At 54.5% G+C, this 17378-nt stretch carries 13 protein-coding genes and 1 pseudogene; all 14 read left to right on the plus strand.

What is annotated here, in order from left to right; all coding sequences use genetic code 11:
- Positions 1-45: 45 nt before the first annotated feature.
- Entirely contained in the window at positions 46-2712 is a 2667-nt protein-coding gene (gene gyrA, locus TU86_RS17490) for a DNA gyrase subunit A (protein ID WP_048365584.1), read from the plus strand.
- 186 nt (positions 2713-2898) lie between these two features.
- A complete protein-coding gene (gene serC / locus TU86_RS17495; RefSeq protein ID WP_048365712.1) occupies positions 2899-3984 on the plus strand; it encodes a 3-phosphoserine/phosphohydroxythreonine transaminase in 1086 nt (361 codons plus the stop codon).
- Positions 3984-5078: a prephenate dehydratase gene (gene pheA / locus TU86_RS17500; RefSeq protein WP_048365585.1), complete on the plus strand. Its 1095-nt coding sequence runs from the start codon at positions 3984-3986 to the stop codon at positions 5076-5078. Before serC ends, pheA begins: the two co-directional genes overlap by 1 nt.
- Positions 5079-5089: 11 nt before the next feature.
- Entirely contained in the window at positions 5090-6202 is a 1113-nt protein-coding gene (hisC, locus tag TU86_RS17505; protein WP_048365586.1) for a histidinol-phosphate transaminase, read from the plus strand.
- Positions 6203-6206: 4 nt separating this feature from the next.
- Positions 6207-8438: a bifunctional prephenate dehydrogenase/3-phosphoshikimate 1-carboxyvinyltransferase gene (locus tag TU86_RS17510; protein ID WP_048365713.1), complete on the plus strand. Its 2232-nt coding sequence runs from the start codon at positions 6207-6209 to the stop codon at positions 8436-8438.
- On the plus strand, positions 8438-9130 hold the full coding sequence (cmk, locus tag TU86_RS17515; RefSeq protein WP_239658826.1) for a (d)CMP kinase: 693 nt from the start codon (positions 8438-8440) through the stop codon (positions 9128-9130). The genes TU86_RS17510 and cmk overlap by 1 nt, the downstream gene beginning before the upstream one ends.
- 123 nt (positions 9131-9253) lie before the next feature.
- Positions 9254-10948, plus strand: coding sequence for a 30S ribosomal protein S1 (gene rpsA / locus TU86_RS17520; protein WP_048365588.1), 1695 nt, complete (start codon positions 9254-9256; stop codon positions 10946-10948).
- A 397-nt stretch (positions 10949-11345) separates the two neighbouring features.
- On the plus strand, positions 11346-11642 hold the full coding sequence (ihfB, locus tag TU86_RS17525) for an integration host factor subunit beta (RefSeq protein WP_048365589.1): 297 nt from the start codon (positions 11346-11348) through the stop codon (positions 11640-11642).
- A gap of 24 nt (positions 11643-11666) precedes the next feature.
- Positions 11667-11915 carry a lipopolysaccharide assembly protein LapA domain-containing protein gene (locus TU86_RS17530; protein WP_048365590.1) on the plus strand — a complete coding sequence of 83 codons (249 nt, stop codon included), beginning with the start codon at positions 11667-11669 and terminating at the stop codon, positions 11913-11915.
- Between the two features lie 309 nt (positions 11916-12224).
- Entirely contained in the window at positions 12225-13586 is a 1362-nt protein-coding gene (locus tag TU86_RS17535; RefSeq protein WP_088500073.1) for a Wzz/FepE/Etk N-terminal domain-containing protein, read from the plus strand.
- A 79-nt stretch (positions 13587-13665) separates the two neighbouring features.
- Positions 13666-15123 (plus strand): MBL fold metallo-hydrolase, encoded by a 1458-nt coding sequence (locus TU86_RS17540; RefSeq protein ID WP_082152917.1) that lies wholly within the window; start codon positions 13666-13668, stop codon positions 15121-15123.
- A gap of 109 nt (positions 15124-15232) precedes the next feature.
- Positions 15233-15760 (plus strand): transcription/translation regulatory transformer protein RfaH, encoded by a 528-nt coding sequence (rfaH, locus tag TU86_RS17545; RefSeq protein ID WP_193387789.1) that lies wholly within the window; start codon positions 15233-15235, stop codon positions 15758-15760.
- A gap of 165 nt (positions 15761-15925) precedes the next feature.
- The gene (rfbA, locus tag TU86_RS17550) at positions 15926-16816 is read left to right on the plus strand and encodes a glucose-1-phosphate thymidylyltransferase RfbA (protein WP_048365593.1); all 891 of its coding nucleotides are present in this window, start codon (positions 15926-15928) and stop codon (positions 16814-16816) included.
- Positions 16816-17370 (plus strand): annotated as a pseudogene (gene rfbC, locus TU86_RS23355) (dTDP-4-dehydrorhamnose 3,5-epimerase); the annotation flags it as partial. The gene rfbA and the pseudogene rfbC, both read left to right, overlap by 1 nt.
- Positions 17371-17378 lie beyond the last annotated feature (8 nt).

The raw sequence follows: 17378 nt of genomic DNA on the forward strand, positions 1-17378 counted from the left end.
AATGGATGTGGCGAAGTTTCACCCGAAAAAGGAATCAGGCTTCTCATGGGCGAACTGGCCAAAGAAATCCTCCCGGTCAATATCGAAGACGAGCTGAAACAGTCCTACCTCGACTACGCGATGAGCGTAATTGTCGGGCGGGCACTGCCTGATGCACGCGATGGCTTGAAGCCCGTGCACCGGCGTGTGCTGTTCGCGATGAGCGAACTGAACAACGACTGGAACAAGCCGTACAAGAAATCTGCCCGTGTGGTCGGTGACGTGATCGGTAAGTATCACCCGCATGGTGATACTGCGGTTTACGACACCATCGTTCGAATGGCTCAGCCATTCTCCCTGCGCTACCTGCTGGTAGACGGTCAGGGTAACTTCGGTTCGGTTGACGGCGACAACGCTGCCGCCATGCGATACACCGAAGTGCGCATGACCAAATTGGCCCACGAATTGCTGGCCGATTTGCACAAAGAGACCGTGGACTGGGTGCCGAACTACGACGGCACGGAAATGATCCCGGCAGTTATGCCAACGCGCATTCCAAACTTGTTGGTCAACGGCTCCAGCGGTATCGCTGTGGGCATGGCCACCAATATTCCACCGCATAACCTGGGTGAAGTGATCGACGGCTGCCTGGCGCTGATCGACAACCCGGAGCTGAGCATCGATGAGTTGATGCAGTTCATTCCGGGGCCTGACTTCCCGACGGCTGCCATCATTAACGGTCGCGCGGGCATCATTGAAGCCTATCGCACCGGTCGTGGCCGTATTTACATGCGCGCCCGCTCGATGATTGAAGACATCGACAAGGTCGGTGGTCGCCAGCAGATCGTGATCACCGAGCTGCCCTACCAGTTGAACAAGGCGCGTTTGATCGAAAAGATCGCCGAGCTGGTTAAAGAGAAGAAACTCGAAGGCATCACCGAGCTGCGCGACGAGTCTGACAAAGACGGCATGCGTGTGGTGATCGAGTTGCGTCGCGGTGAAGTGCCGGAGGTTATTCTCAATAACCTATACGCCCAGACCCAACTGCAAAGCGTCTTTGGTATCAACATCGTTGCCCTGATCGACGGTCGTCCGCGCATCCTGAACCTCAAGGATCTGCTTGAAGCGTTCGTCCGTCACCGCCGCGAAGTCGTGACCCGTCGTACCGTATTTGAACTGCGCAAAGCCCGTGAGCGAGGCCACATCCTTGAAGGTCAGGCTGTTGCCTTGTCCAACATCGATCCGGTGATTGCGCTGATCAAGGCTTCGCCAACCCCGTCGGAAGCCAAGGAAGCGCTGATCAGCACGCCTTGGGAGTCCACGGCGGTCGTGGCGATGGTTGAGCGTGCCGGTGCCGATTCGTGCCGCCCTGAAAACCTTGACCCGCAATACGGTTTGCGCGACGGCAAGTATTTCCTGTCGCCAGAACAGGCCCAGGCGATCCTTGAGCTGCGCCTGCACCGCCTGACCGGTCTGGAGCATGAAAAGCTGCTGGCTGAGTATCAGGAAATCCTTAACCAGATCGGTGAGCTGATCCGCATCCTCAACAGTGCCGTGCGCCTGATGGAAGTGATCCGCGAAGAGCTGGAAGTCATCCGTGCCGAATACGGCGACGTGCGCCGCACTGAGATCCTGGATCACCGCCTTGACCTGACGCTGGGTGACATGATCCCGGAAGAAGAGCGTGTGGTGACCATTTCTCATGGTGGCTACGCCAAGACCCAGCCGCTGGCTGCGTACCAGGCTCAGCGCCGTGGTGGTAAAGGTAAATCGGCAACTGGCGTGAAGGATGAGGACTACATTGCTCACCTGCTGGTCGCTAACAGTCACACCACGCTGTTGCTGTTCTCCAGCAAGGGCAAAGTGTACTGGCTCAAGACGTACGAAATCCCGGAAGCCTCCCGTGCTGCACGCGGTCGTCCGCTGGTCAACCTGCTGCCATTGGGTGAGGGTGAATACATCACCACCATGTTGCCGGTTGAGGAATACACCGAAGGTCACTTCATCTTCATGGCGACCGCGAACGGTACAGTGAAGAAGACCCCGCTGGAATCCTTCAGTCGTCAGCGCAGTGTGGGTTTGATTGCTCTGGAGCTGGACGAAGGTGATGTGCTGATCAGTGCCGCCATCACCGATGGTGAGCGCGAAGTCATGCTGTTCTCTGACGGTGGCAAGGTCACGCGCTTCAAAGAGTCCGACGTGCGTGCAATGGGTCGTACGGCTCGCGGCGTGCGTGGCATGCGTCTACCTGAAGGGCAGAAGCTGATTTCGATGCTGATTCCTGAAGAGGGCAGCCAGATCCTTACCGCTTCGGCGCGTGGTTATGGCAAGCGCACCGCGATCAGTGAGTTCCCTGAGTACAAGCGTGGCGGTCAGGGCGTGATTGCCATGGTCAGCAACGAGCGCAATGGCCGTCTGGTCGGTGCGGTTCAGGTGCTGGACGGTGAAGAAATCATGCTGATTTCCGATCAAGGCACCCTGGTGCGTACCCGTGTTGACGAAGTATCGAGTCTGGGGCGTAACACTCAGGGCGTCACTCTGATCAAGCTGGCCAGTGATGAAACGCTGGTCGGACTGGAACGCGTTCAGGAGCCTTCTGAAATAGAAGGCGAAGAGCTTGAGGGTGAAGCGTCTGAAGGGGGTGTTGAGATCGAAGGCGAGGTCATCCTGGATGCCGCCGACGGCGAGCAACCGCTAGAGGCTGGCGCTGACGAAGAGCAGCCGCAAGAATAAGCGGACACACAGGGGGGCGGATGAAGATTCGCCCCCTTGTTGTATGTGTAGGCGTTGTGCAGCGGCGCGCGGCTGCGATCTTTTGATCTGTCATGCAGGTGTGTACACAAAAGATTGCCGCCTCGCAGCACTGCGCAACGCCCATCGATTTATGGCGTGACCCACCAAATCAGAGCGAGAGTGGATGTGAGCAAACGAGCCTATAACTTCTGCGCAGGTCCAGCTGCGCTTCCTGAAGCTGTCCTGTTGCGTGCCCAGTCCGAGTTGCTCGACTGGCATGGCAAAGGCCTGTCGGTTATGGAAATGAGCCATCGCAGCGATGAGTTCGTGTCCATTGCAACCAAGGCTGAGCAGGACCTGCGTGACCTGCTGTCTATCCCCTCGAACTACAAGGTTCTGTTTCTGCAAGGCGGTGCGAGCCAGCAATTTGCTCAGATCCCGCTGAATTTACTGCCTGAAACCGGTACAGCGGACTACATCGATACCGGTATCTGGTCGCAAAAAGCCATCGAAGAAGCTTCGCGCTTTGGCTCGGTCAACGTGGCGGCAACGGCCAAGCCGTACGATTACTTCGCGATCCCGGGTCAAAACGAATGGAATCTGACCAAGAACGCGGCCTATGTGCATTACGCGCCAAACGAAACCATTGGTGGCCTGGAGTTTGACTGGGTTCCCGAGACGGGCGATGTACCGCTAGTTGCAGATATGTCTTCGGACATTCTGTCGCGTCCCGTGGATGTTTCGCGTTTTGGCATGATTTACGCGGGTGCTCAGAAGAACATTGGCCCCAGCGGTATTGTGGTCAACATCATTCGCGAGGACTTGCTGGGCCGTGCGCGCTCGATCTGCCCGACCATGCTCGATTACAAGGTCGCGGCCGACAATGGCTCGATGTACAACACGCCGCCGACGTTGGCCTGGTACTTGTCGGGTCTGGTGTTTGAGTGGCTCAAGGAGCAGGGCGGCGTAGACGCTATCGGCAAGCTTAACGAAGTCAAAAAACGCACGCTGTATGACTTCATTGATGCCAGCGGCTTGTACAGCAACCCGATCAACAAGCCTGACCGCTCCTGGATGAACGTGCCGTTCCGTCTGGCAGATGATCGCCTCGACAAGCCGTTCCTGGCCGGTGCCGAGGCGCGTGGCTTGTTGAACCTCAAAGGTCACCGTTCGGTAGGCGGCATGCGCGCTTCTATCTATAACGCAGTGGATATCAACGCGGTCAACGCGCTGGTTGCCTACATGGCAGAGTTCGAGAAGGAACACGGTTGATGTCAGAGCAAGAACTCAAGGCGTTACGTGTACGCATCGACAACCTGGACGAAAAAGTGCTGGAGTTGATCAGTGAGCGTGCGCGCTGCGCGCAAGAAGTGGCGCGGGTCAAGATGGCGTCTCTGGCTGAAGGCGAAGTGCCAGTGTTTTATCGGCCTGAGCGTGAGGCTCAGGTGCTCAAGCGTGTGATGGAACGCAACAAAGGCCCGCTCGGTAACGAAGAGATGGCCCGCTTGTTCCGCGAAATCATGTCGTCGTGCCTGGCACTGGAGCAACCGCTCAAGGTGGCTTATTTGGGGCCTGAAGGCACGTTCACGCAAGCCGCCGCCATGAAGCACTTCGGTCATGCCGTCATCAGCAAGCCGATGGCTGCGATTGATGAGGTGTTTCGCGAAGTGGCAGCGGGGGCGGTCAATTTTGGTGTGGTGCCGGTAGAAAACTCTACCGAGGGCGCTGTGAACCACACGCTGGACAGCTTCCTTGAGCACGACATGGTCATTTGTGGTGAGGTGGAGCTGCGTATTCACCATCACTTGCTGGTGGGTGAAAACACCAAGACCGACAGCATCAGCCGTATCTACTCCCACGCCCAGTCGCTGGCCCAGTGCCGCAAGTGGCTGGATGCGCACTACCCCAATGTTGAGCGCATCGCTGTATCGAGCAATGCCGAAGCCGCCAAGCGAGTGAAGGGTGAGTGGAACTCGGCGGCAATTGCTGGCGATATGGCTGCGGGCCTGTATGGCTTGACGCGGCTGGCTGAAAAAATCGAAGACCGCCCGGACAACTCCACGCGGTTTTTGATGATCGGTAATCAGGAAGTCCCCCCAACCGGTGATGACAAAACCTCGATCATTGTGTCGATGAGCAACCGTCCGGGTGCGCTGCATGAGTTATTGGTGCCATTCCACGAAAACGGCATCGACCTTACGCGCATCGAGACCCGCCCTTCGCGCAGTGGTAAATGGACCTATGTTTTCTTCATCGACTTTGCAGGCCATCACCGCGACCCGTTGGTCAAAAGTGTGCTGGAGCAAATCAGTCAGGAAGCGGTAGCGCTCAAAATATTGGGCTCCTACCCCAAAGCGGTTCTTTAAGGCGGTTTGACATGAGCGATGATTTTCTCGCCCTGGCACAGCCGGGCGTGCAACAACTTTCGCCTTACGTCCCGGGCAAGCCTGTGGACGAGTTGGCGCGTGAGCTGGGCATTAGCCCTGAAACCATCGTCAAATTGGCGAGCAACGAAAACCCAATGGGCGCCAGCCCCAGGGCGCTGGCAGCCATAAATGATGCGCTGGTTGAGCTAACGCGGTATCCCGATGGCAATGGTTTTGCGCTCAAAAGCTTGCTGGCCGAGCGCTGTGATGTGCAGATGGATCAGGTCACGCTGGGTAATGGGTCCAATGACATCCTGGAGCTGGTTGCGCGCGCCTATCTGGCGCCGGGCTTGAATGCCGTGTTCAGTGAGCATGCATTTGCGGTGTATCCGATTGTGACCCAAGCGGTGGGGGCGCAAGCCCGTGTTGTTGCAGCCAAGGCATGGGGCCATGATTTGCCTGCCATGCTGGCTGCAATCGACTGCAACACGCGCGTGGTCTTCATCGCCAACCCGAATAATCCGACGGGGACCTGGTTCGATACAGATGCCTTGAACGAGTTTTTGCAGGACGTTCCGCCGGGAGTGCTGGTGGTGCTGGATGAGGCCTATATCGAATACGCAGACGGCGGTGAGTTGCCGGACGGTCTCGAGTTTTTGTCCGCCTATCCAAACCTGCTGGTGTCGCGTACGTTCTCCAAGGCATACGGCCTGGCGGCGTTACGTGTTGGCTATAGCCTGTCGACTGCCGTTGTGGCTGATGTGTTGAACCGCGTCAGGCAGCCGTTCAACGTGAACAGTCTGGCGCTGGCCGCTGCTTGCGCAGCATTGCAGGACACGGATTACCTGGCACAAAGCCGCCGTCTGAACGACGCCGGGATGCAGCAATTGCAGGATGGCTTCCAGGTATTGGGCTTGAGCTGGATCCCTTCCAAAGGCAACTTTATTGCATTGGACCTTGGGCAAGAGGCGGCGCCTGTGTATCAGGGTCTGCTGCGTGAAGGTGTGATTGTGCGTCCGGTGGCCAACTACGGTATGCCGAACCACTTACGCATCACGATTGGTACGCCAGCGGAAAACATTCGCTTGCTTGAGGCGTTGGCCAAGGTGCTTGTTCGTGGTTGATGTTATGTCGAGTCAGAGTGTCAAACCTGTTTTTGGGCGCTTGGTGGTGGTTGGATTGGGTCTGATTGGTGGCTCTTTCGCCAAGGGCATGCGTGAAAGTGGTTTGTGCGCAGAGGTAGTGGGCGTCGATCTCGACGCGGCGTCACGCGCACTGGCTGTTGAACTGGGCGTGGTCGATCGCTGTGAAACTGATTTGGCGCTGGCGTGCAAGGGCGCTGATGTGATTCAGTTGGCCGTGCCGATCCTGGCCATGGAAAAAATGCTCGTCCTGTTGGCGGGTATGGATCTGGGGCCAGCGATACTGACCGACGTGGGCAGTGCCAAAGGCAATGTCGTGCGTGCGGCAACTCAGGCATTTGGTGGCATGCCGGCGCGATTCGTTCCGGGGCATCCGATTGCAGGGTCAGAGCAGAGCGGCGTGGAAGCGTCCAATGCCAACCTGTTCGAGCGGCACAAGGTTATTTTGACGCCGGTGGCTGAGACCGATGCTGCTTCGTTGGCTGTGGTTGACGCAATGTGGCGTGCCCTTGGGGCTGACGTCGAGCATATGCAAGTTGAACGTCACGATGAAGTCCTGGCGGCAACTAGCCATTTGCCACACTTGCTGGCTTTCGGTTTGGTTGACTCACTTGCCAAGCGCAATGAGAACCTCGACATTTTTCGTTACGCAGCGGGTGGATTCCGCGATTTCACAAGAATCGCAGGTAGCGACCCGGTGATGTGGCATGACATCTTCCTTGCGAACCGCGAGGCGGTGCTGCGCACATTGGATACATTTCGCACTGATCTCGACGCCTTGCGCGACGCGGTCGATGCAGGGGACGGGCACCAGCTATTGGGCGTGTTCACGCGCGCCCGGGTTGCCCGCGAGCATTTCGGTAAAATCCTGGCCCGCCGGGCATATGTGGACCCTATGAATTCTAAAGATCTGATTTTCCTGGCAAACCCTGGTGGCCAAGCAACTGGCCGGATTCGTGTACCAGGCGATAAATCCATTTCTCACCGTTCGATCATGCTGGGTTCTTTGGCGCAAGGCACCACAGAAGTGGAAGGTTTCCTTGAGGGTGAAGACGCCCTGGCAACCTTGCAGGCATTCCGTGACATGGGCGTGGTCATCGAAGGTCCGCATCATGGTCGCGTGACGATTCATGGGGTTGGCCTGCATGGTTTGAAAGCGCCGCCTGGTCCAATTTATCTGGGCAACTCCGGGACATCGATGCGTCTGTTGTCGGGTTTGCTGGCGGCTCAACCCTTCGATACCACCCTGACCGGCGATGCGTCGCTCACCAAGCGTCCAATGAATCGGGTGGCCAATCCGTTGCGTGAAATGGGCGCGGTCATTGAGACGGCTGCCGAGGGTCGTCCGCCGATGACCATTCGTGGCGGTCATAAGCTCAAGGGCATGGATTACACCTTGCCGATGGCCAGTGCTCAGGTGAAGTCTTGCCTGCTGCTGGCTGGTTTGTACGCTGAGGGCAAAACCTCTGTCACAGAGCCGGCGCCGACCCGTGACCACACCGAGCGCATGCTGCGCGGTTTCGGCTACCCGGTAAATGTTGACGGGGCAACGGCATCTGTTGAGTCGGGTCACGCATTGACAGCGACACACATTGAAGTGCCGGGCGATATTTCCTCGTCGGCCTTCTTCCTGGTGGCAGCCTCGATCGCTGAAGGCTCTGATCTGGTGCTTGAGCATGTCGGCATCAACCCGACCCGCACCGGTGTAATCGACATCCTGCGTTTGATGGGCGCTGATATCACCCTTGAAAACGAGAGGGAAGTGGGCGGCGAGCCTGTCGCGGATCTGCATGTGCGTGCAGCCAGGCTTAAAGGTATCGAAATTCCTGAAGCCTTGGTGCCGTTGGCCATTGATGAGTTCCCGGTATTGTTCGTAGCGGCCGCGGTCGCTGAAGGGCGCACGATCCTGCGGGGCGCAGAGGAGTTGCGGGTTAAGGAGTCCGATCGTATTCAGGTCATGGCAGATGGCTTGCAGGCTTTGGGTGTGAAGTGTGAGCCAACCCCGGACGGCATCATCATTGATGGCGGCTCCATCGGTGGGGGCGAGGTTCACGGTCACGGTGATCACCGGATCTCGATGGCATTCAGTGTGGCCTCGCTGCGCGCAACTGCACCTATCCGTATCCATGACTGCGCTAACGTCGCCACCTCGTTCCCGAACTTTCTGGCGTTGTGCAAGCAAGTTGGCATGCGTGTAGCGCAAGAGGCGCAATCGTGATGACTCAGGCGCCGGTGATCACCATCGATGGTCCGAGCGGTTCGGGGAAAGGCACGGTCGCGGGGCGACTGGCCAAGGAGTTGGGCTGGAACCTGCTTGATTCGGGAGCCTTATACCGTTTGCTGGCATTGGCTGCCCGCGATCATGGTGTGAAGGTGGGTGTGGATAACGAAGCGTTGTTGAGTCGGTTAGCCAGGCATCTGGACGTGCAGTTCGTCGCGGCGACAGAAGGTAAGCCAGCCAGAATTATTCTTGAGGGCGCCGATGTCACCCAGGATATTCGCAATGAGAGTGTAGCCGCCGGGGCATCCGAAGTTGCTGCTTTGCCCGCGGTTCGCGTGGCTTTGCTGGAACGTCAGCGTGCTTTTCAGGAGTTTCCTGGCTTGGTTGCTGATGGTCGTGACATGGGAACGGTGGTTTTTGCGGATGCGCCATTGAAAATATTTCTGACGGCCAGTGCCGAAGAGCGCGCTCGGCGCCGCTACTTGCAGTTGAAGGCTAAGGGCGATGATGTTAGTCTCCTTAGTCTGCTGGACGAGATACGTGCCCGCGATGAGCGTGATATGCAGCGTGCAATAGCCCCGCTCAAACCGGCGGCTGATGCCATACAGCTAGACTCTACGGAGTTATCTGTCGAGCAGGTGCTTGAACGCATCAGAAGCGAGATCGCCCAGCGCGATATCGCCAGATGACCAAGAAAGCGTGCAGGAGACCAGAAATAGTCCTGCATGCCTTCTTTTATATGAACGTAACCCACATTGTCTGGAATGTGGCAGATGGGCGTATTCCTTCGCCCTAGATCAACAGGAATTAAAATGAGCGAAAGCTTTGCAGAACTCTTTGAAGAAAGCCTAAAAACCCTGAATCTTCAGGCAGGCTCTATCATCACCGCTATCATCGTTGATATCGATTACCAAGCTGGTTGGGTAACCGTTCACGCTGGTTTGAAGTCTGAAGGCCTCATCCCGCTGGAGCAGTTCCACAACGACGCTGGCGAACTGAACATCAACATCGGTGATGAAGTTCACGTTGCGCTGGACGCGGTCGAAGACGGCTTTGGCGAAACCAAACTGTCCCGTGAAAAAGCCAAGCGCGCTGAATGCTGGATCGTTCTGGAAGCAGCCTTCGCAGCAGAAGAAGTGGTTAAGGGCGTTATCAACGGTAAGGTTAAAGGCGGCTTCACTGTCGACGTTAACGGCATCCGTGCGTTCCTGCCAGGTTCTCTGGTTGACGTTCGTCCAGTGCGCGACACCACGCACCTGGAAGGCAAAGAGCTGGAATTCAAGGTCATCAAACTTGACCAGAAGCGCAACAACGTTGTTGTTTCGCGTCGCAGCGTACTTGAAGCAGAGAACTCGGCAGAGCGTGAAGCGCTGCTGGAATCCTTGCAAGAAGGTCAGCAAGTTAAAGGTATCGTTAAAAACCTCACGGATTACGGCGCATTCGTCGATCTGGGTGGCGTCGATGGCCTGCTGCACATCACCGACATGGCTTGGAAGCGTATCAAGCATCCTTCCGAAATCGTCAACGTTGGCGACGAGATCGATGTCAAGGTTCTGAAGTACGATCGCGAGCGCAATCGTGTTTCCCTGGGCCTCAAGCAGCTGGGCGAAGATCCATGGGTTGCTATCAAAGCCCGTTACCCAGAAAGCACTCGCGTTACCGCGCGTGTAACCAACCTGACCGACTACGGCTGCTTCGCTGAGCTGGAAGAAGGCGTTGAAGGTCTGGTACACGTTTCCGAAATGGACTGGACCAACAAAAACATCCACCCTTCGAAAGTCGTACAAGTCGGCGACGAAGTGGAAGTTATGGTTCTGGACATCGACGAAGAGCGTCGTCGTATCTCCCTGGGCATCAAGCAGTGCAAATCTAACCCATGGGAAGATTTCTCTGGCCAGTTCAACAAGGGCGATAAAATCTCCGGCACCATCAAGTCGATCACCGATTTCGGTATCTTCATTGGTCTGGACGGCGGCATCGACGGCCTGGTTCACCTGTCCGACATCTCCTGGAACGAAGTGGGCGAAGAAGCCGTACGTCGTTTCAAGAAGGGCGACGAGCTGGACACCGTTATCCTGTCTGTTGATCCAGAGCGTGAGCGCATCTCCCTGGGTATCAAGCAGCTGGAAAGCGATCCGTTCTCCGAGTACGTTCAAGAGAATGACAAAGGCGCAATCGTTAAGGGCATCGTGAAAGAAGTTGACGCTAAAGGCGCCATCATCACTCTGGCCGACGATATCGAAGCGACTCTGAAAGCCTCCGAAATCAGCCGTGACCGCGTTGAAGACGCGCGCAACGTTCTGAAAGAAGGCGAAGAAGTAGAAGCCAAGATCATCAGTGTTGATCGTAAAAGCCGCGTGATCCAACTCTCCATCAAGTCGAAAGATGATGCTGAAGAGAAAGAAGCAATCCAGAGCCTGCGCGACAAGCCAGCTACCTCTGAGATCGCTGCTGGTCCGACCACTCTGGGCGACCTGCTGCGTGCACAAATGGAAAAACAGAACTAAGTTCTGATTGACCATGAAAAAGGGCGACTTAGGTCGCCCTTTTTTGTGCCTGCGATTTGATGGGCAAGCGCAAGCGCGCTTGTGGCTTTGGGTAGTCGAATGGTTGGGTTAGCGTTAGCCCGCAATGTTGGCTGCTAGAGCTTCGAAAGGTGGAGAGGCGAGACGCATGGGGGGGATGCAGCTGGTCGTGGCTGCTAATCAATATTGCTTCTGTCAGGAGTCGTTTCGCTGAGTATCGGCTGCACCCAGCCTCGTGGTGCTGACGGCCAAAGGTGGATCATGAAAAGTTCCTTCAATATTCCTGAAGATAAGTCAATCCCTGGGCTGTTCAAAATCATTTGATCATGCTAAAACCTTCGGAGCGCTGATCTAGCTGCTTGAAAAAGAAGGGAAAAATATGACGAAGTCGGAGTTGATCGAACGAATTGTCACCCATCAAGGGCTGCTCTCCTCTAAAGATGTGGAGCTTGCCATCAAGACTATGCTTGAACAAATGTCACAATGCCTGGCGACAGGGGATCGTATCGAGATCCGTGGCTTTGGCAGTTTCTCACTTCACTACCGTGCTCCCCGTGTTGGGCGTAATCCAAAGACCGGCCAGTCTGTCAGTCTTGACGGTAAGTTCGTGCCTCACTTCAAGCCGGGCAAGGAATTGCGCGATCGGGTGAACGAAGATGAGGAAGATGATCTTTGATCCTTAAGGAAGAAGGAGGCGCACATGCGTAGCTTTAAACGCACGGCTGTAGTGGTAGTCGCACTGCTGGTTTTCTTTGGTGTGATTATTTTCATACTCGAAAACCAGCAGCCCGCATCATTGACTTTTTTTGGCTGGCACACCGCTCAGTTGCCAGCTTCTTTGTTTTTTGTCGGAGCGCTGCTGGTCGGGTTGATGATTGGTCCGCTCTTGGGTTACTTGGCCTACTGGCGCAAATCTGCCGTGCTGAAACGCAAATTGCGGACTGTTTAAACCTGCCGATCTGATTGGGCTGAGTGAGTACGGTGTTTTCCGAGCATTGATGTGTCGAGTTGCCTGATAGGGCATGTGCGGATCAATCTGTACGTCTTGTCGGAGGAAAACGCCTACATACTGTCAAGTCTTGTATTGTTTGGTAATACTGGCAGAATGCGTGCTGTTCTCGATTGCCAGCTATTTTTTGTGCTTCATCTGGTGCGCAGTGATGCCAATACCCGATAGAAAATAAAAACCAAATACAAGCACGTTAGAAAATTTCTGCATGACGAGCCCGCAGTTTCTTTTTGAAGGCAGGCCCTTGTTGTGACTAGTATTTCTCGTATACCCGGTGGCTCATCGTCGGATGAGATTGATCTGTTTGCCTTGTTTCAGGCTATTTGGCAGCAAAAGAAAATTATCATCGCCGCCACGGTCGTCAGCGGGCTAGTTGCATTGGGCTATGTCTATGCCGTAACGCCTGAATACCAAGTCACCAGCGTACTGCGGCCTGCCGCCATCAATGAGCTTGATGCGCTCAATCGTTCCGGCGTTTACACGCTCCCCCCGAGTGAGGCATTGCTGAAAGTCGGTGCAAGCCTTGAATCCTATGATTCAAGATTAGGCTTTTTTCGTGACAATCAAGAACTCTTTACCCAGTTCAAGCGCCCTGGACGAACCCTTGAGCAGAGCTTCGAGGAGTTCAATCGAGACTCGTTGAAGCTGGTCCTGCCCGATCCTAAAAAAGCCGATTCCTTAAGCGCGTTTATTGCCTTGGAGTTGAACTATCCCAAGGGCGTAGACGGTGTACAGATCCTTAATGGATTTGTGGATTATGCAGTCAAGGCTGAGCGTGAACAGATCGCCTCTGACTTGAAAGTGATCGTCAATAATCGATTGACTGAATTGAAAGGCAAGATCGATGCTGCTCGCTCAAGTTACGAGATGGGCAAAGAGGCGCGTATCGCCACGCTTCAAGAAGCCGACAATCTGAAGCGTGCCCAGTTGCAAGATGAACTCAAGGCGCTGCGCCAGCAGCTCAAAGTTGTGCGTACAGACCGTATGGCACAGCTGACTGAAGCAATCGGGATCGCCAAGTCATTGGGTATTCAAAAACCGACGACACCTTCTGCGCTGGGTGACTCAGCCCGTATGGGTGATTCCAGTGTTATGCGCACTGAAATCAACAATCAGCAAATCCCGTTGTACTTTATGGGTGTTGAAGCGCTTGAGGCCGAGCGCTCGGCACTGCAACAGCGCAAAACCGATGACTTTACTGAGGGACGCATTGCTCAAATAGCGCGTGAATTGCAATTGCTGCAAAGCAATCGTGAAGTCGAGGTCCTCAAGCAGCGTCAAAATGAAGACGTCTTCCTGAGTGGGGTAGAACCACTGCGTGCAGAAGTGGTACGGCTTGGCAACTTGAGCAATCTCGATATTTCCAATCTGAAGCTTGTGTCTGTGGACCGTAAAGCCCTGGAACCGATGCGTCCCGTTAAGCCCAAAAAGGCACTGATCCTTGCGTTGGGGTTGGTTCTGGGTGCCATATTGGGCGTTCTCATCGTGCTGATACGCCACTTGCTGAGCACGCGCCGCGCTCAGTTGTCAGGGGTTGGCTCGCCAGTAATCACAGCAAAACTGGCAAGTGAAAAGGGTAATGGAAAAGTCTTGCAAAACGATCGATCCTGATCGGCCCTGAGGCTGGCTGAAACCCAGTCTCACTTGTGGGCTAATTGCCTCTTCATGGAGCTGTATCGAGAGCAAGCTTATGCCGTACCCTAACATCATTCACCATGGCGCTGTCACGGGCGTCACAGGTTCATGTCACCAATTGAGGATGGATGCCTACAGCAGCCTGTTAATAGACTGTGGGTTGTTTCAAGGTGGCGAAAAATCGCTTGGTAGTGGTGGTGAAGAGCATACGCCAGCGATTACTTTTGAACTGGGTGATGTTAAAGCCTTGGTGGTCACCCATGTGCACGCGGATCACATTGGACGCATTCCTTACTTGTTGGCTGCGGGCTTCAAAGGTCCAATTTTCTGCAGTGAGCCTTCAGCGAAGTTATTGCCATTAGTACTGGAGGATGCCTTCAAGCTCGACTTCAGTCGTGACGAAAGCAAGGTTGATCGCTATGTGAAGCGTGTACAAGAGCAGATTATTGCTTTGCCCTTCAATCAATGGTTCGTCATCGAGCAAAGCGATGGACTACTGGCGCGGATCCGTTTGCAAAAGGCAGGTCACATATTGGGGTCTGCCTATGTGGAGTGTGATCTAACCTACCCCCAATTAAACGTGAACCGACGGATCGTTTTTTCAGGAGATCTGGGGGCTTCGAATGCGCCTTTACTGGCAGCACCCGTACCGCCCGAAAAAGCTGACGTACTGGTACTCGAAAGCACTTATGGCGATCGCCCGCATGAAGACCGTTCTACCCGTCAGGCACGGCTTGAAAGTGCTATTGATAAAGCGTTGGCAGATCACGGCACGCTCTTGATTCCTGCGTTCAGTCTGGGACGTACTCAAGAGTTACTTTACGAAATCGAAGATATTCTCCACCGTAAATCGCTGCTTGCGCAGTTGTCTGGCGAAGCTGATGTAGACCGCACTCTACCCGTCAATTGGCCAGAGTTACCGATCATTCTCGATTCGCCACTGGCCAGTCGGCTTACAGATGAATATCAAAAGCTGGAACGTTTTTGGGCGGATGGAGCACAACAGCGCCTAAAAGGTGGCCGCAAGCCGCTTCGGTTTTCACAGCTGATTACCATCGACAGTCATAAGAAACACCTGCAAACCGTGAACTATCTCAAGAGCACCGGTCGTCCGGCGATTGTGATTGCTGCAAATGGCATGTGCTCCAATGGCCGCATCGTTAATTATTTGAAGGCCATGCTCGAAAACCCCAGACATAACGTACTCTTTATCGGTTATCAGGCAAAAGGCACGCCTGGTGCGGCCATACAAAAATTTGGTCCCCGTGGGGGTTATGTTGAATTGGAAGGCGAGCGCTGTATCATTCGCGCAGGAGTCACCAGCATAGGCGGGTATTCAGCACATGCGGATCAGCAGGATTTACTGCATTTCGTCTCAAGGATAGGGCAGTGGCCTGAGGAGATACGCCTGGTGCATGGTGAGATGCCTGCAAAAGAGGCATTAGCGATTGAACTGCAAGCGTTGTACCGCACTCAAAGTCTGCCAGTTAATCTGTTGATTCCCTCGGGCTGATAAAAGCCAACCAACATGCACACAGTCACGATAAAAACACTGCGACTTGCTGTCGAAGCAACGACAAGCACGATGAAAAATCACGGAAGTACGCATAAATGAATGGTCCATGGATAAGCGTCTAGCCACTGTGCAGCGGGTACCCAGTCTTGCCGCGCAAGGCGACTGGTACTTGGTGCAATGCAAGCCCAAACAGGATGAACGAGCAGAAGACAATCTCGTGCGTCAGGGCTACGTGTGCTCACGCCCCACGTGTCGACGTGAACGACAATTGCGTGGCAAGCAGCGGCTCATCGAAGAGTCCTTGTTCCCGGGCTATCTTTTCATTCGCATGCCACATGACGCCAATTGGGCGCCTTTGCGTTCAACCCGTGGCGTGAGCCGAGTGGTTGCTTTCGGCGGGCGGCCCTTGGCAGTAAGTCATGCGTTGATAACCCATCTGCAATGGCGTGCGCAGACGCATGTGATTCCTGCCTATCGCCCCGGAGATGAAGTCACGATCCTTGATGAGGGTTTCGAAGGCGTTGAGTCTATTTTCGTGGCGATGGATGGGAATGAAAGAGTGGTATTGCTGATTCATTTGATGAACCAGCAGCAACAGATTACTTTGCCCATAACCCGTATTGCTGGCCGCTAAGCCGTCCTCAGGCTTCGTGCCTGGGCAATGATGAATTTAAAACCGTTCTCAGGAAATTGACGATCAATCCTGGGGCGGTAGCGTGTTTAATTAAGAATAGAACTCAACCATTCGCCTGTCAGCGTTACAGGCGTTGAACTGAATAGATAAGGAATTGTTCAAGAGATGAACACCATCAACCGTAAAGGCATCATCCTCGCAGGTGGTTCAGGTACACGCCTGCACCCGCTGACCTTGGGCGTGTCCAAGCAGATGTTGCCGATCTACGACAAGCCCATGATCTTCTACCCGCTGTCTGTGCTCATGCTGGCCGGCATGCGTGAAATTCTGATCATCTCGACGCCTGAAGATCTGCCGTGCTTCAAGAAATTATTGGGGGATGGCAGCCAGTACGGTATTGAACTTAGCTACGCAGAGCAGCCAAGCCCTGATGGCCTGGCGCAGGCCTTTATCATTGGCGAAGCATTCATTGGCAATGACCCGGTCTGTTTGATTCTTGGCGACAACATTTTTTACGGTCAGCACTTCTCGGATAATTTGCGCAGTGCAATGTCGCAGGCCAGTGGTGCAACAGTGTTTGGTTATCATGTGTCTGACCCCGAGCGCTTTGGTGTTGTCGAGTTTGATGCCACGGGCCGTGCATTAAGTATTGAAGAGAAACCTGAAAAGCCGAAATCAAACTATGCGGTAACGGGTTTGTATTTCTACGACAACCAAGTAGTCGAAATTGCCAAAAACATAAAACCGTCCCCGCGCGGTGAGCTTGAAATTACAGACGTGAATCGCGCCTATCTGGACCAGAAAGGTTTGACCGTAGAAATGTTAGGGCGCGGGTTTGCCTGGTTAGACACTGGCACTCACGAGTCCCTGCTCGAAGCGAGTCATTTCGTGCATACCATCGAGCAGCGTCAGGGCTTGAAAGTGGCGTGCCTTGAAGAGATTGCATTCAATAACGGCTGGATTTCAGCGGACGTGTTAGGTGCTCAGGCAGAAAAACTCAAGAAAACAGGCTATGGCCAATACCTCTACAAACTGTTGTCGGAGAAATCAGCCTGATGAATTTCGTCCAGACGGCCTTGCCAGGCGTGGTGTTGATCGAACCTAACGTGTTCGAAGATGACCGCGGTTGGTTTATGGAAAGCTTCAATGAGCGGCGTTTCGCAGACGGTCTTTTTCAGTTGGGCCTCCCCATTCCCAAGCCGTTTGTACAAGACAATCAGTCGTGCTCAAAGAAAGGCGCGCTGCGCGGCCTGCATTACCAGCTTGAGCCTTTTGCCCAAGGCAAGCTGGTGAGCGTGACGCAAGGCGCTGCGTTCGATGTTGCTGTGGATATTCGGGTGGGTTCACCCACCTTCGGGCAATGGGTCGGTGTAGAGCTGAGTGCATCAAACAAAAAAATGCTGTGGATACCTGAAGGGTTTGCACATGGTTTTGTAGCGCTTGAAGACAATACCCATTTCCATTACAAGACCACGAACTTCTACAACAAAAATGCAGAGCGCAGCGTGCTTTGGAATGATGCGACGCTGTCCATTAACTGGCCTGCGTTAGAAGAGTATCTGGTCAGTGATAAAGACCAGATTGCACCGCGCTTAGAGCAGGCAGAACTTCCATCGTG

It is taken from the genome of Pseudomonas weihenstephanensis (assembly GCF_001043055.1).
Classification (GTDB): domain Bacteria; phylum Pseudomonadota; class Gammaproteobacteria; order Pseudomonadales; family Pseudomonadaceae; genus Aquipseudomonas; species Aquipseudomonas weihenstephanensis.

What these genes read in the sequence shown, in the direction of transcription:
- cmk (WP_239658826.1), top strand. Translation starts at nt 8,438, where the DNA reads ATGACTCAGGCGCCGGTGATCACCATCGATGGTCCGAGCGGTTCGGGG.
- rpsA (WP_048365588.1), top strand. Translation starts at nt 9,254, where the DNA reads ATGAGCGAAAGCTTTGCAGAACTCTTTGAAGAAAGCCTAAAAACCCTG.
- pheA (WP_048365585.1), top strand. Translation starts at nt 3,984, where the DNA reads ATGTCAGAGCAAGAACTCAAGGCGTTACGTGTACGCATCGACAACCTG.
- TU86_RS17540 (WP_082152917.1), top strand. Translation starts at nt 13,666, where the DNA reads ATGCCGTACCCTAACATCATTCACCATGGCGCTGTCACGGGCGTCACA.
- ihfB (WP_048365589.1), top strand. Translation starts at nt 11,346, where the DNA reads ATGACGAAGTCGGAGTTGATCGAACGAATTGTCACCCATCAAGGGCTG.
- hisC (WP_048365586.1), top strand. Translation starts at nt 5,090, where the DNA reads ATGAGCGATGATTTTCTCGCCCTGGCACAGCCGGGCGTGCAACAACTT.
- rfbA (WP_048365593.1), top strand. Translation starts at nt 15,926, where the DNA reads ATGAACACCATCAACCGTAAAGGCATCATCCTCGCAGGTGGTTCAGGT.
- gyrA (WP_048365584.1), top strand. Translation starts at nt 46, where the DNA reads ATGGGCGAACTGGCCAAAGAAATCCTCCCGGTCAATATCGAAGACGAG.
- TU86_RS17510 (WP_048365713.1), top strand. Translation starts at nt 6,207, where the DNA reads ATGTCGAGTCAGAGTGTCAAACCTGTTTTTGGGCGCTTGGTGGTGGTT.
- TU86_RS17530 (WP_048365590.1), top strand. Translation starts at nt 11,667, where the DNA reads ATGCGTAGCTTTAAACGCACGGCTGTAGTGGTAGTCGCACTGCTGGTT.
- rfaH (WP_193387789.1), top strand. Translation starts at nt 15,233, where the DNA reads ATGGATAAGCGTCTAGCCACTGTGCAGCGGGTACCCAGTCTTGCCGCG.